Raw genomic sequence first — 14,240 nt, forward strand, 5'->3', positions numbered from 1 at the left:
GAACAGGATCATACTATTTCTACATTTTCGACCAAGGGTTTTATGTGCATGCCTTTTGATAACGAGTGCTGTGTGCTGAAAAAATGCTGTAAGTCTTATAAAGATAAGGGTGGCAAGCAATGTAAAAAATGTCCTAAGAAAAAATAAGGGAATTAATTATAGAGATTTAGCTTATTGTTGATATATTTTCAACAAAAAAGACTGGTGTTGGCCAGTCTTTTTTGTTTTTATGAAGTCAGGACAGCATTATTGAACACTACCTTCATTATACAATACCTGGAGAACGGTTTGACCCACGGCCTTTAAAGTGTTTTTGTCAATAGCAGATATATCATCATCATGGGTATGATGAGCTTTGAAAAAATCTGCACCGCTACTTCCGAAAGAAGTTTTCAGATCAATGATATCAATCATCGGAATTTTAGCATTGGCTATCACCGGCACGTGGTCGTCGTAGATACTTCCACCGCTTTCATTTAAAAAGTACTGGCTAAACCCAAGCTGAGACGCGGTATTCCATACATTTTTTACAATGGAAGGAGCGGCCTGCATAGAGGTCTCATCATATCTGAATGTCGCGTTTTTAGCCCCGACCATATCCAGAAGAATACCATAGAAAGCAGTGTAATTAGGTTTATGAAGGTTTTTTGACCAGTAGTCTGATCCTAAAAGATATCCTCCGTATTGTAATCCGGAATCTTTCTTATAATCAATGGCTTCGCCCCAGTCTTCCGCATCAAAAAGAATGATGTCTATGCCTACCTCAGGTTTTTTGGGAGCCTCGTGGATGATTCTTGCGATCTCCAGCAGTACTGCTACGCCACTGGCACCGTCATTGGCCCCTGGAATCGGCTGAGTCTGACGTTCGTCGTCTTTGTCGGCAATCGGGCGGGTATCCCAGTGAGCGGCTAAAAGCACCCTCTTTGCGGCTGCCGGGTTAGTGGAAGCAATGATGTTTTTGGCGTTGAGTGCTTTGCCTTCATAATTGACAGGCTTGAAATTCTGCTCTGTTACTTCAAAGCCATATGATTTAAATTTCTGGATGAGCCACGCCGCTGTTTTTACATGTGCCGGAGTGTTGGGAACTCTCGGGCCGAAAGCCAGCTGTTTTTCAAGGAAATGAAAGGCAGAATCGCTTGAAAACGCAGGTGCTGGTACACTGACTACTGCCTGTTCCTCAGTAGTGGTTTCTGCTTTTTCGTTTGATCTGCAACCCGCAAAAATGATCAGGGAAACAACAAGAAATAGACCGGTTTTTTTCATCAAAAGGGTAGTTTTAATAAGATTTTCGGAATTTGACTCCGCAAAATTAGGGTTTTATTGCTAAATTAACGTATTTTGTTTCTCCGGATTGTATCTGAATACTACCCGGCAACAACACATGAGGTAAAATTCATGTTCGCTTTTCTAATAAAAAATGACATTTGTGATGAAAAAACGTTTATACGCTTTCTCCTCTTTGGCCTTGGCTATACTTTGTTTTTCGTTCGTCGAAAGAAAACCTTCTGAATCAAAACCGGTCAAAGTTGTTAATTATTCCATATTCGGTTCCAAATACGCCGTAACGCCTATCATAGACTCCAAGCTGGCCAATCATGTTTACTATGTAGTCAGCGGTCATGGTGGTCCTGATCCCGGAGCTGTCTGCAAAACCGATAAAAAATGCATTTCTGAGGACGAATATGCCTATGACATCAGCCTGAGACTGGCCAGGAACCTGATCAGCCACGGAGCCAAGGTTTACATGATCGTAAGGGACGAAAATGATGGGATCAGGGATGATGAATACCTGGAAATGGATAACGACGAAACCGTCTGGATGGATCAGAAAATTCCAGGAGGGCAGATAGCGAGATTAAGACAGCGGACAACGATCATCAATAAACTGTATGAGGAAAATGCTCAAAAAGGATACCAGGTACAGCGGGTGATCGAAACCCACGTTGATTCACGCTATGTGGACCATAAAGTGGATATATTTTTCTATTATAACGACAGTAAACCCGAAAGCCAGCAGCTGGCCCATAAAATGTACGACACCATCAGGGACAAATATGATTCTGCTCAGAAGGGCAGGGGATATTCCGGTGAAGTGAAGTCCAGGGAATTATGGATGATCCAGGCTTCGAAACCTCCCGTTGTCTTTATTGAACTGGGCAATATTACCAATGAGTTTGACCGCAAGCGGCTTTTGCTTCCTAACAACCGCCAGGCTATCGCCAACTGGTTTGCAGCCGGAATAGAAAAACACAGCGAGGAGGATATCAAACTCTGATTACTCCTCCCAGGCCCAGTCTATGCGGTGTTTCATGTCTTTAATGGTCATGTTATTGCCTTTAAAGTAAGCACGCACCTGATCCACTTTGTCGTATTGCTGGTTGGCCTTATATTCTTTATACAAAGTCAGCATACCGTTGATCACCGATTCGTCATTTCCCAGCTTTTCTTCTTTGAGCCCGAGGATATCTTCAAAGAACAGGACGAAGTTTGACTTCAATGCATCGAAAGTCTCCTGTCCCAAAGCAGAAGGGGCCAGCTGGTTCATATAGATCATGTTGATGTATTTCAATAAGGTAAACAACTGAGCTATGGCCACTGCTGTGTTCAGGTCGTCATTGATGGCATCATAGAATGCCGTGATAGCTTTGTCTATTTCAGATTTCTTTTTCTCGTCAACAGGTGTTTCAGAAGCTTCAAATTCAAGGGTCTTGACGATCCTGAGACCATTGATAAGTCTTCTGTAAGCTTTCTGCGATCCTTTCAGTGCGTCGTTAGAGAAATCAAGAGTACTTCTGTATTGCGACTGCAGCATGAAAAACCTGACCGTCATCGGGCTGTATGCCTGATCCAGTGAGGGATGTGATCCTGAGAATAATTCTGCTGGTAAAAAACTGTTGCCCAGTGATTTGGACATCTTCTGTCCGTTGACCGTCAGCATATTGGAGTGCATCCAGTATCTCACGGGCTCTTCACCGGTGAGGGCTTTGCCCTGGGCAATTTCACATTCGTGGTGAGGGAATTTCAGGTCCATTCCACCGCCGTGAATATCGAATTGTTTACCCAGGTATTTGGTGCTCATGCAGGTACATTCAAGGTGCCAGCCCGGGAATCCCATGCCCCATGGACTCGGCCATTGCATGATGTGCTCGGGAGCGGCTTTTTTCCAGATGGCAAAATCAAGCGGGTTTCTTTTCTCAGCCTGCCCGTCCAGCTCACGGGTTTCGTTTAATAAATCTTCCAGGATCCGGCCGGACAATTTTCCGTAGTCGTTTCCTGCTTCATTGTATTTATTGATGTCGAAATAAACAGAACCGTTGGATTCATAAGCCAGCCCTTTTTCGATCAGGGACTTGACGGCCTCAATCTGCTCTACCATATGCCCCGTAGCAGAAGGCTCAATGCTAGGAGGTAGGAAATTAAACTGATCAAGCACTTTATGGAAATCATTGGTATAGCGTTGCACGATCTCCATAGGCTCCAGTTTTTCGAGCTTGGCCATTTTACCGATTTTGTCTTCGCCTTCTTCTCCGTCTCCGACCAGGTGTCCCACATCGGTGATATTCCGGACGTATCTTACTTTATAGCCGGTCTGCATCAGGTACCTGTAAAGCACATCAAAGGTCAGAAAAGACCGGATGTTACCCAAATGCACGTAATTATAGACGGTCGGGCCGCAAACATACAGGCCTACGTGGCCGGGAATGATAGGTTCAAATATTTCTTTTTGTCGTGTGAGGGTATTGTAAACTTTCAAAGGCTGCATCCTGTTCAAAATATTTTTTGGTTTTTAACACAAATCTAACGCTTAATACGCAATTCTCATGCCTGTTTTCCGGAATTAATATTCGGGGTTTTCTTAACTGCCGGTAAAATAAAAAGAGCGACCGCAGGCCGCTCTTTTTATTCGTTGTCTTAAATATTCTTATTTAAGAACAAATTCAGTTCTTGAGCCGGCTTTTTTGCCGTCCGGAGTCAGATAGAATGTTTTAGGATCTTCATCTCCGAATCCGTCATATGTCATTCTTGATTTAGAGATACATTTCTTTTTAAGGAAATAAGTATACACTGCACAAGCTCTCAATTTAGCTAATCTTACGTCTGCTGCAGATTTTCCGCCGTCGTTGTAGGTATTGATACCTAAAACCGCATCCGGACATCTTGTCAACACTTTACAAACCCTTTGAAGTGATTTGTATGAAGATGGTTTAAGTTTGTTTGTACCTGCGTAGAATTCGATTCCCTGAGCAGCGAAGCCCAATTCATCCAATTCAGCAGTAGTGATCAGACAGCCGCTTTTGGTTTTGTAACCAAGAGCCGGAGCCACACCATTTACATAACCTTCAGGACATCCCTGATTTGAAACCAATCCCGGAATTGAAGGACAAAGGTCTTTGTTATCAGGCACGCCGTCACCATCGCTGTCAGGACATCCTTTGGCACTGCTGGCACCCTGAACATTCAGACAGTCGTCATCTTTGTCGGCAACACCGTCACCGTCACTGTCAGGACAACCGTTCAATGAAGCCGGACCGGCTACGTTAGGACAGGCATCTTCTTTATCAGTGATACCGTCACCGTCTGTATCAGGACATCCTCTCAGTTCTTTAACACCAGGAACATCAGGACATGCATCGTCTTTGTCAGCTACGCCGTCATTGTCTTTATCAGGACAGCCGTTAAGAGCAGCAGTTCCTACTAAAGTCGGACAAGCGTCATCTTTATCAGCGATACCGTCACCATCTGTATCAGGACATCCTTTCAGGCCAAGAGGACCTGCAAGGGTCGGACAAGCATCATCTTTGTCAGGCACGCCGTCACCATCGGTGTCAGGACATCCCTGGAATTTACGAAGACCCGGTTCGTTAGGGCAAAGGTCACACTTGTCAACCACGCCGTCTTTATCAGAATCTTTGTCGCCAAACCTGTAAGAACCCAGGATGTTGGCAAGGAAGTAACCGTCGTTTCTTCCATCGTTACCAGCTATACTCAGACCATCAAGATAATCTGAAAGAGCATAACGGTAACCCGCTTCCACTCCGATGGTCCATCTTTCGGAAGCGTTGTATTTTAAACCTAAACCAAATGGAATCACAGCACCGAATTTTTTCAGATTGTCTCTGTCGGCTTGTAAATCACGTGGTATAACCGGGAAAGTAGCCCCCGGCTGCTGAGTAATGGTCGGATTGGTGTAAGTGACACCTATACCGGCGAATATGTAAGGAGATAAGGTTTTCTTTGTAAAGCCTTCACAAAGAAATTTTCTTTCTTTAAAGGGATAGATTTCTGCAAGGAGTGCTGCTTCAACTAAGGGAGAGGTAAACTTCAATCTTCTGTAATCCCATCTTTTGTCAGGGTTGTCAAGATCATTTCCCGCAAGTCTTCCGAAAAGAACCTGAGGACGTACAGCAATGTAATCACTGATATGTCTTCTTAAAAATACGCCCCCTACAAGGCTGTTCTGAGATGCGTAGGGTTTGCTGCAGTGCATATCCCCGAAGTACTGGTTTACGCCTAACAAGGCTCCGACCTCCCAAGGATACGGTTTACATACTGTACAAGAATCTTGTGCTTGAGTCGTAGTGGATACAAAAGACAAGATTGCTACAAATAAAATTGCGACCTTCTTCATGTTATTTTTGTTTGTTTTATAGAAAAAATACCATTAACCTGGCTAATAAAAATTATGTAATAATTTAATGATAATAAGTGCAAAAATATAATAAAATGAATTGAATAAAAATAATTTGGCAAATATTTAAATTTATTCTTCAAATCAGATCATTGTTTTATCCCGGCTAAATCTAATAAAAAAACATATTCCATGGCTATTTCCCTCAGCTGTGAAAACCTGCCGGAGGCTCCACCATGCCCGGCCGTCATGTTCGTATGCATGAGCAGCAGGTTGTTGTCTTTCTTCATTTCCCGTAATTTTAAAACCCATTTGGCAGGCTCCCAATATTGCACCTGACTGTCATGTAATCCGGTGGTCACCAGCATGTTCGGGTAGCTTTTTGCCTCTACATTGTCATACGGAGAGTAGGAAAGCATATAGTCATACGAATCTTTGTTTTTTGGATTACCCCATTCTTCGAATTCCCCGGTGGTCAGCGGGATGGTTTCGTCAAGCATGGTAGTCACCACATCCACAAATGGCACAGCGGCTACAACACCTTTATACAATTCCGGAGCCTGGTTGATCACAGCTCCCATCAGTAGTCCGCCGGCACTTCCGCCCATGGCAAAAAGTTTCTCCTTATGAGCAAAATGATGAGAAATGAGGAATTTTGAGCAATCCGCAAAGTCATTGAAAGTGTTTTTCTTCTTAAACATCTTGCCGTCGTCATACCAGTTTCTGCCCATTTCCTGGCCGCCCCTGATGTGACAAAGGGCATAGACAAAACCACGGTTCAGCAAGCTCAACCGGTTGGAACTGAAGGATGCGTCCATGGAAGCCCCGTAAGAACCATACGCATACTGCAGCAATGGTGCGGTACCGTCAATTTTGGTGTCTTTGTGATAGACGATTGAAACAGGTACTTTGGCTCCGTCGCGGGCGGTTACGAAAATCCGTTCGGTCTTATAATTATTTTTGTCAAAGCCTCCCAATATCTCCTGTTCTTTCATTAATACTTTGGATTTTGTATCCATATTATAATCAAAGGTAGAAGAGGGGGTAGTCATGGAGTTGTACCCGAAACGCAGCGTCTGGGTATCAAACTCGGGATTGGTGCCGATGTAAGCATCGTAGGCAGGTTCTCCGAAATCAAGAAAATACTCGTTTTTGGTAGATTGGTTGATGATTTTGAGATTGATCAGCCCTTCTTTTCTTTCCTGGACCACCATATGATTTTTAAAAACCTCTATGCCTTCGAGAAGTACTTCGGGGCGGTGCGGGATCACTTCTTTCCAGGCGGTCAGGTCGGCTGTTTTGCCTTCTTTCACTTCCATCAGTTTAAAATTGACGGCATTGTCGAGGTTGGTCCTTACATAAAATTTATCCTGATAATGGTCAATAAAATACTCGTGCCCTTTTTTGCGGGGAAGAAACGATTCGAATTTGCCCGATGGGTTTGAAGCTTCCAGCAGGAAAAATTCGGTAGCTACCCCGTTCTGACCACTGTAAATCGAGATGTATTTTTTAGATTTGGTCCTGTAGATGCCCATGTAATACTGGTTGTCTTTCTCTTCGTAAACCAGCTCGTCACGTTTAACATCGGTACCTAATATATGCCTGTACACTTTATCTCCCAGTAAGGTTTGCTGATCACGGGTGACATAAAATATTGTTTTGTTATCAGCTCCCCAGGCATAATTGCCGCCTTCGGTCAGTTCAATGACATCATCAAGCAGCTTCCCGGTTTTGAGGTCTTTGAATCTCAGGGTATAATTTCTCCGGCTGATGGTGTCGATCCCGAAGGCCATGATCTGTTCGTTGTCAGATATTTCAAATCCGCCGATATTAAAGTAAGACTGGCCCTCGGCCAGTTTGTTGCCATCCAGGAGTATTTCTTCTGCTCCTTCCAGAGAGCCTTTTTTACGGCAATAAACAGGATATTCTCCTCCCTGGATAAATCTGGAATAGTAATAATATTGACCGTCTTTATATGGAACCGATTGGTCCGCCTCTTTGATCCTCCCTTTCATTTCTTCAAACAGGCGGTCTTCGAAGGGTTTCACAGGGGCCATTACCTTGCTCAGGTAATTGTTTTCCGAGTTCAGGTAATCCAGTACCTCCGGGCTTTCCCTTTCATTGATCCAATAATAATTGTCGGTACGGGTATGACCATGGATGGTAAGCGGGTGTGGTTTTTTGCTGGCTGCCGGGATGCTGATCCCTTCTTTTTTCATTAATTGTCCGAACGTCATTTCTGAGATAACTAAAATTGATATGAGTAAAATGTTTTTTTTCATGCATTGAAATAAATATACATTCAAATAAATAGAAAATAATCTATATTTAGGGGTTGAAATTCAATTATTATTGGATAGTGTGCCATATTTATTGAAACTTCAATATTATTTTACGTCATAATTTTAAAATAACCTGTTTACTTAAACTGTAAATGAAAAAGAATTTCTTCGCATTACTGCTTTTGACTGTTTTTGGCCTTACCGCCTTTTTTGCCAAGCCTACCGACTTTGAAACGGTTTTCAAAAAAATTAATGAAGATGTCCTGAAAAAAGGACAGGCCTATGAGAGGCTGGAGGAGGCTACCAAAACAATAGGACACCGTCTGACGGGAAGTACCAATGGTAAAAAAGCCGAAGAATATGCTTTCAATCTTTTGAAAAGCTACGGTTATTCCAATGTAAGCTATCAGCCGTTTGTGGTGGAGTCGTGGTCAAGAGATACAGTGAGCCTGGCTATTGTACCTGAGAAAAGTGATAATTTCAGAGATGTGGAAGTGGTCGCATTAGCCCATTCCCCGGTTTCGAGCCATCTTTCTGCTCCCGTGGTAGACTGTGGTGATGGCCTTGATGATGATTTTGAAAAAGTAAAGGAGCAGGTGAAGGGTAAAATCGCCCTTTTTAATATCAATATCCAGTCAGAAAGCAATAAAGGAAAGAAAAACCTGCACAGGTCTGAAAAAACAGCCCTGGCGATTAAATATGGTGCCGCGGGTGTGATCATTGCCAATGCAGTTCAGGGTGGCGTTTTATTGACGGGAACGGCTTCTGTAACAGGAGAACTGATTCCTATTCCGGCGGTTTGCGTATCCGTAGAATCCGGTAAAGCTATACGCAAGTGGATCAGGGATGAAAAAGATATACTTGCGGTGATTGATATGCGTAACTTCAGCCGTCCGATCAATGCGAGGAATGTAATCGCTACCTTGCCGGGTACCTCGAAGAAATTGAAAGATGAAAAAATAGTGATCGGCGGACACCTGGATTCATGGGATCTGGCTACAGGAGCGATGGACAACGGTATCGGCTCTTTTTCGGTGATTGATGTGGCCAGAGTCTTTAAAAGCCTCAATCTGAAAACCAAAAGAACCATCGAGTTTGTGATGTTTATGGGAGAGGAGCAGGGCTTGCTGGGTTCAAGACACATGGTTAAGAAATATAAGGAAGAAGGCAAGATAGACCAGGTGAAGCTGATGATCAACCTCGATATGGTGAATAACGCCCAGGGCTTTAATGCTTCGGGAAGACCGGAACTGAAGGCTTCTTTTGACGAAATAGGGGAAATCATCAAGAAAATTGACAATACTTATCAAAACGCCAACCGCAACGGAGCCGGATTGCACAGCGATCACCAGCCATTTATGATCCAGGGTGTGCCGGTAAGTTCGCCGTCCGGAAGTTTCCCTGTGAAGGCTTACAACTGCTATCATGCTAACTGTGACAGGTTTGACCTGATTAATAAAGACCAGCTAAATAACAATGTACGCTATACGGCCATGATGTTGTATGCAATGGCCAACCTCGAAAAATTGCCGTCGAAGAAATTCAACGATGAAGAAACCAAGGAGTTTTTAATCAAACAAAACCTTAAAAACGAATTGATTATTGGCAAAGACTGGCGTTGGGAGCCTTGATTTTAACAGAGATATTTAATTAATATATAAATCTATCATGTTGTCCACCACTTTTGGAGCTGCGGTTTACGGTGTAAATGCAGCCTTAATTACTGTAGAAGTCAGTGTCATTAAAGGAATCGGTCTTAATGTTGTGGGTTTGCCGGACGTTGCAGTGAAAGAAAGTTTGCAACGTATTGATGCAGCCCTGAAAAACGGCGGTTATGAACAGAGCCGTTATAAGACCATCATCAATCTGGCTCCTGCCGATATCCGTAAAGAAGGCTCTTCCTATGATCTGCCGATTGCTCTGTGTCTCATCGCCTGTTCGGGGAAAGTAGAATTTGAAAGGAATTTTTCAGATTATGTGATCCTGGGCGAATTGTCTCTTGACGGCAAACTGAGACCCATCAAAGGTGTTTTGCCCATCGCGATAGAAGCCAGGGCCAATAAGCTGAAAGGATTTATTTTGCCAAAAGAAAATGCCAGCGAGGCCTCTATTGTTAATAATCTGGAAGTTATCGGGGTGGAAACACTGCAGGAAGCCGTGGATTTTCTGGCGGGCACTATTGATATTAAACCGACCGTTACAGATACCCGCGATATCTTTTATCATACCATTACTGAATACGAGGCTGACTTTTCTCATGTTCAGGGCCAGGAAAATATCAAACGTGCTTTAGAGATTGCTGCTGCGGGCGGACATAATGCCATCATGATCGGCCCTCCCGGAGCCGGCAAAACCATGCTGGCGAAACGCTTACCCTCTATATTGCCTCCGATGACTTTGATTGAGGCTTTGGAAACTACCAAGATACATTCGGTAGCCGGAAAGCTGGGAACATCTGCAACGCTGATAGCCCGCAGACCTTTCCGTAACCCGCATCATACGATTTCGGACGCTGCCTTGGTAGGTGGCGGGAGCTTCCCTCAACCAGGTGAAATCTCCTTGGCACATAATGGTGTCCTTTTTCTTGACGAGCTTCCCGAATTTAAAAGGACGGTACTTGAAGTCATGCGGCAGCCCCTGGAAGAACGCAAAGTGGTGATTTCAAGGACAAGACTGGCAGTAGAGTTTCCGTCCAGTTTCATGTTGATTGCGAGTATGAATCCGTGCCCCTGCGGATATTATAACCATCCCGACAGGGAATGCACCTGCCCTCCCGGCACAGTAGAAAAATATCTGAACAAAATCTCAGGGCCGTTGCTGGACCGTATCGACCTTCATGTGGAAGTGACGCCGGTGAGTTTCGACCAGATCTCTTCCAACCGGAAAAGTGAGACCTCTGCTGAGATCAGGGAGCGTGTGGTTAAAGCGAGAGAGAGGCAGATCGAAAGATTTAAAGACTTTGAAGAAATACACTCCAATGCCATGATGCCCGCCGAGATGGTTAAGCATGTATGCGAGATCGGTGATCCCGGCAGAACCCTGCTCAAAAAAGCGATGGAACGCCTCGGTTTATCCGCCAGGGCCTATGACCGCATCCTGAAAGTTTCCCGGACGATCGCCGACCTGGCCGCCTCAGAAGAAATCCGCATAGAACACCTGGCCGAAGCCATTCAATACAGGAGCCTGGACAGGGAGAACTGGGCGGGGTGATTAAGTCGGTATGAGCATTTTAAAACACAAACGCCACCGTCGGAATATTGATAATGCCCATAGCAGTTGCTGTGTAGGATTGGTTATGGAGCACCTTGTTGCCAGCGGAAATCTTTAAAGTAATGGTTTGTCCCGCTGAGCCCAAAAATGCCGGTTCAGAGGAGACAATACTTATTCCAGCACCCTGCACTTTAGTGTCATAGGTGACTTGTTTTGCCCAGGGAAGCGGCGTAGCGGGTTCATCAACCAGTGTGTTTCCGTTGGGACTGGTGTAGACTGCCGAAAGTTTGCCGCTGAAATTACCTGTTACTTCATATGTTATCTGATGGGTATTGCCCGCAGGAGCATCGTCTGTGCAGCCGCAGGCCATAAAACCCAGGACCAAAATACTGACTATTCTAAGGATTGCTTTTCTGTTCATAACCTGATTTTTTAACCGATTTTCACGGAGTTGTTTTGTTATGCAAAGGTCAATTTCAGAAAATAGAATCTCCTTAACTTTAGTTAATAAATCCATGTGCCGTTTGCGAGAACATACTATTTTTTAGTTTTAGAAGCTGATCCGTATTTTCATGGACCTATTTTTATAAATTTGACATTTAATCGTATAAAGAAATTCAACCATTAACAGTTAGCATGAAACACTTATTCAGCTTTTTTCTTATTTATGTTTACGTCTTAACAGGTACAGCCCAGAGTAGAAAGGCCCCTGCTTATCCGCTTATCACCCACGATCCTTATTTCAGCATCTGGTCTAATACAGACCAACTCACAGGTTCACCCACCAGGCACTGGACAGGCACCGAGCATTCACTGCTGGGCTATGCCGAAGTAGACGGTAAAAACTACAGATTTCTTGGGGGTAAGTCGGATGATTACGATAGTATACTGCCTGCCGGGGACGTCGAAAATTACCAGGCGAAATATACCGAAAACGAGCCCGGTAAAGACTGGAGTGCGGTGGCATTTGACGATAGCCAATGGAAAACCGGAGCCGCCCCTTTCGGCAATATTGATGGCGTATCCAAAACCCGCTGGGAAAGCCGCAATATCTGGATGAGGAGAACATTTACATTGAACGATATCAACCTTGACGAGGCTTTGCTAAAGCTGCAATATGATGATGATGTGGAGGTTTACCTGAATGGCGAGCTGATTTACAATGCTAATTGTTGTGCGGGTAAATACAAGCTTTTGCCATTGACCCCATCAATAAAATCAAAATTAAAGAAAGGAAAGAACCTCTTTGCCATTCACGTCATCAACACAGGTGGCGGAGCATTGCTGGATATTGGTATTGTGAAGAAGGTTAAACCGGTGGTGGACGCGAACCAGTTAGTGGCTGTTCAGAAATCAGTAAAGTTAAACGCTACCCAGACGATTTATGAATTTACCTGTGGTAAAGTGAACCTGGAACTGACATTCACGTCTCCTTTGCTTATCAATGATCTGGATATTATGGCTCGTCCTGTTTCTTATATATCAACTAAAGTGAAGTCTGTTGACGGTAAAACCCACCAGGTGAAAGTAAGTCTTACCGCTTCTACGGATATTGCTTCAAATACCCCTTCCCAGCAGATCAAAGCTATTAAATATGAGCAGGATGGATTGAAAATTTTAAAAGCCGGTACTATCGAACAGGCAGTGTTAAAGAAAAAGGGGGATGATCTGCGTATTGACTGGGGTTATATGTACCTGGCAACAGCAGCTTCAGCTAACGTAAAACAGAGCTTTGTTCAAAAGGGTGAGGGAAATGATCAGCTGGAAATTACCGGTAAAAGCTTAGGTTTAAAGACAGACGCAAATCTGGGTGCTGTAGGCAGCACAGCCAAAGAACAGGTGTTTTTGCTCGGCTATGATGATTTGTACTCTGTTCAGTATTTTGGTAAAAACTTATTACCATGGTGGAAAGAAAAGGGGTCAACGATCGAAAGTGAACTTAGTAAGGCAGCAAAAGGCTATCCTCAGATTATTGCTAAGTGTAAACAAATAAATCAAACTATTTATAACGATGCTTTAAAAGCCGGGGGTGTAACATATGCCAGACTCTGTGAGTTGGCCTATCGTCAGAGTATTGCCGCACATAAGCTGGTGAAAAGCCCTGAAGGCGAAATCCTGTTTTTATCCAAAGAAAACTTCAGCAACGGCTCCATCAATACTGTGGATGTGACTTACCCTTCTGCTCCTTTGTTTTTGATTTACAATCCCGATTTGCTGAAAGGCATGCTTAACGGTATATTTTACTACAGCGAAAGCGGTAAATGGGCTAAGCCCTTTGCTGCACATGACCTGGGGACTTACCCTTTGGCCAACGGACAAACCTACGGAGAAGACATGCCTGTGGAAGAATGTGGTAACATGATCATCCTGGCCGGGGCAATCAGTAAGGTTGAAAATAACGCAAGTTATGCCAAAAAGCATTGGAACACCCTTACGATCTGGGCTGATTACCTGAGTAAATACGGTTTTGATCCTGAAAATCAATTATGTACGGACGACTTTGCAGGTCACCTGGCCCGTAATGCCAACCTTTCCGTTAAAGCCATCGTGGCCCTGGGTGCGTACACTGAAATGGCCAGGAAAATCGGAGAGACAGCTGCCGCAGACAAATATGAAAACATGACCAAAGGCTTCGTCAAAAACTGGATGGAAATGGCAAAAGACGGAGACCATTATGCACTGACTTTCGATAAAAAAGGCACCTGGAGTCAGAAATATAACCTGGTGTGGGATAAGGTGCTGAAAATGAATTATTTTCCGAAACCGGTACTGGAGACGGAAGTTAAATATTATCTGACCAGGCAAAACAGATACGGCCTGCCACTGGATAGCCGCAGGGACTATACCAAGTCCGACTGGATCGTATGGACCTCAGTGTTGGCAGATAACAAGAAGGATTTTGAAGCCTTTATCAATCCCATTTACACTTATGCCCTTGAGACGACCTCACGCGTGCCTATCAGCGACTGGCATGAAACGAAAACAGGGGTTATGAGTGGTTTTCAGGCAAGAAGCGTAGTAGGAGGGTATTTTATGAAGGTTCTGGAGATGAAAATGAAGTGACATTTCTCCGGAAATATTGATATGACAAAACAAAAACACCGGCCAGTTTTCCTGAG

Annotated in this window: 9 protein-coding genes; 4 read left to right on the top strand and 5 right to left on the bottom strand. The window is 44.0% G+C overall.

From position 1 onward, the window contains the following. Nucleotides 1-246: 246 nt before the first annotated feature. Complete coding sequence (locus GVN16_RS20425) at nt 247-1,263, bottom strand: M28 family peptidase (protein ID WP_166565800.1); 1,017 nt, start codon at nt 1,261-1,263, stop codon at nt 247-249. A gap of 166 nt (nt 1,264-1,429) precedes the next feature. Here GVN16_RS20425 and GVN16_RS20430 point away from each other — a divergent pair, with 166 nt between their 5' ends. Beyond that, nucleotides 1,430-2,275, top strand: coding sequence for an N-acetylmuramoyl-L-alanine amidase (locus GVN16_RS20430; protein ID WP_166565801.1), 846 nt, complete (start codon nt 1,430-1,432; stop codon nt 2,273-2,275). On the opposite strand, the gene cysS is transcribed toward GVN16_RS20430, so the two are convergent. The 3 genes from cysS to GVN16_RS20445 all read right to left on the bottom strand — a co-directional run bounded on the left by cysS (nt 2,276) and on the right by GVN16_RS20445 (nt 7,848). Then, nucleotides 2,276-3,763 (bottom strand): cysteine--tRNA ligase, encoded by a 1,488-nt coding sequence (gene cysS, locus GVN16_RS20435; protein ID WP_166565802.1) that lies wholly within the window; start codon nt 3,761-3,763, stop codon nt 2,276-2,278. A gap of 159 nt (nt 3,764-3,922) precedes the next feature. Further along, a complete protein-coding gene (locus GVN16_RS20440; protein WP_166565803.1) occupies nt 3,923-5,629 on the bottom strand; it encodes a DUF6089 family protein in 1,707 nt (568 codons plus the stop codon). Nucleotides 5,630-5,778: 149 nt separating this feature from the next. Then, nucleotides 5,779-7,848 (bottom strand): S9 family peptidase, encoded by a 2,070-nt coding sequence (locus GVN16_RS20445; protein ID WP_166565880.1) that lies wholly within the window; start codon nt 7,846-7,848, stop codon nt 5,779-5,781. Nucleotides 7,849-8,063: 215 nt separating this feature from the next. Here GVN16_RS20445 and GVN16_RS20450 point away from each other — a divergent pair, with 215 nt between their 5' ends. Together GVN16_RS20450 and GVN16_RS20455 are read left to right on the top strand one after the other, a co-directional pair. Continuing rightward, a complete protein-coding gene (locus GVN16_RS20450; protein WP_166565804.1) occupies nt 8,064-9,542 on the top strand; it encodes a M20/M25/M40 family metallo-hydrolase in 1,479 nt (492 codons plus the stop codon). 37 nt (nt 9,543-9,579) lie between these two features. Then, nucleotides 9,580-11,121 (top strand): YifB family Mg chelatase-like AAA ATPase, encoded by a 1,542-nt coding sequence (locus GVN16_RS20455; protein WP_166565805.1) that lies wholly within the window; start codon nt 9,580-9,582, stop codon nt 11,119-11,121. A 19-nt stretch (nt 11,122-11,140) separates the two neighbouring features. Here the strand turns inward: GVN16_RS20455 and GVN16_RS20460 are convergent, their stop codons facing one another. Then, the gene (locus GVN16_RS20460) at nt 11,141-11,542 is read right to left on the bottom strand and encodes a hypothetical protein (protein WP_166565806.1); all 402 of its coding nucleotides are present in this window, start codon (nt 11,540-11,542) and stop codon (nt 11,141-11,143) included. Nucleotides 11,543-11,757: 215 nt separating this feature from the next. Here GVN16_RS20460 and GVN16_RS20465 point away from each other — a divergent pair, with 215 nt between their 5' ends. Beyond that, nucleotides 11,758-14,184, top strand: a complete 2,427-nt coding sequence (locus GVN16_RS20465; protein WP_166565807.1) for a glutaminase family protein — start codon at nt 11,758-11,760, stop codon at nt 14,182-14,184. The last annotated feature ends 56 nt before the right edge of the window (nt 14,185-14,240 follow it).

The sequence above is a fragment of the Emticicia sp. CRIBPO genome (assembly GCF_009905725.1).
GTDB lineage: Bacteria > Bacteroidota > Bacteroidia > Cytophagales > Spirosomataceae > Leadbetterella.

Excerpts from the sequence above, each read along its gene's own strand:
- GVN16_RS20430 (WP_166565801.1), top strand. The coding sequence starts at position 1,430 with ATGAAAAAACGTTTATACGCTTTCTCCTCTTTGGCCTTGGCTATACTT.
- GVN16_RS20450 (WP_166565804.1), top strand. The coding sequence starts at position 8,064 with ATGAAAAAGAATTTCTTCGCATTACTGCTTTTGACTGTTTTTGGCCTT.
- GVN16_RS20440 (WP_166565803.1), bottom strand. The coding sequence starts at position 5,629 with ATGAAGAAGGTCGCAATTTTATTTGTAGCAATCTTGTCTTTTGTATCC.
- GVN16_RS20445 (WP_166565880.1), bottom strand. The coding sequence starts at position 7,848 with ATGAAAAAAGAAGGGATCAGCATCCCGGCAGCCAGCAAAAAACCACAC.
- GVN16_RS20425 (WP_166565800.1), bottom strand. The coding sequence starts at position 1,263 with ATGAAAAAAACCGGTCTATTTCTTGTTGTTTCCCTGATCATTTTTGCG.
- GVN16_RS20455 (WP_166565805.1), top strand. The coding sequence starts at position 9,580 with ATGTTGTCCACCACTTTTGGAGCTGCGGTTTACGGTGTAAATGCAGCC.
- cysS (WP_166565802.1), bottom strand. The coding sequence starts at position 3,763 with ATGCAGCCTTTGAAAGTTTACAATACCCTCACACGACAAAAAGAAATA.
- GVN16_RS20460 (WP_166565806.1), bottom strand. The coding sequence starts at position 11,542 with ATGAACAGAAAAGCAATCCTTAGAATAGTCAGTATTTTGGTCCTGGGT.
- GVN16_RS20465 (WP_166565807.1), top strand. The coding sequence starts at position 11,758 with ATGAAACACTTATTCAGCTTTTTTCTTATTTATGTTTACGTCTTAACA.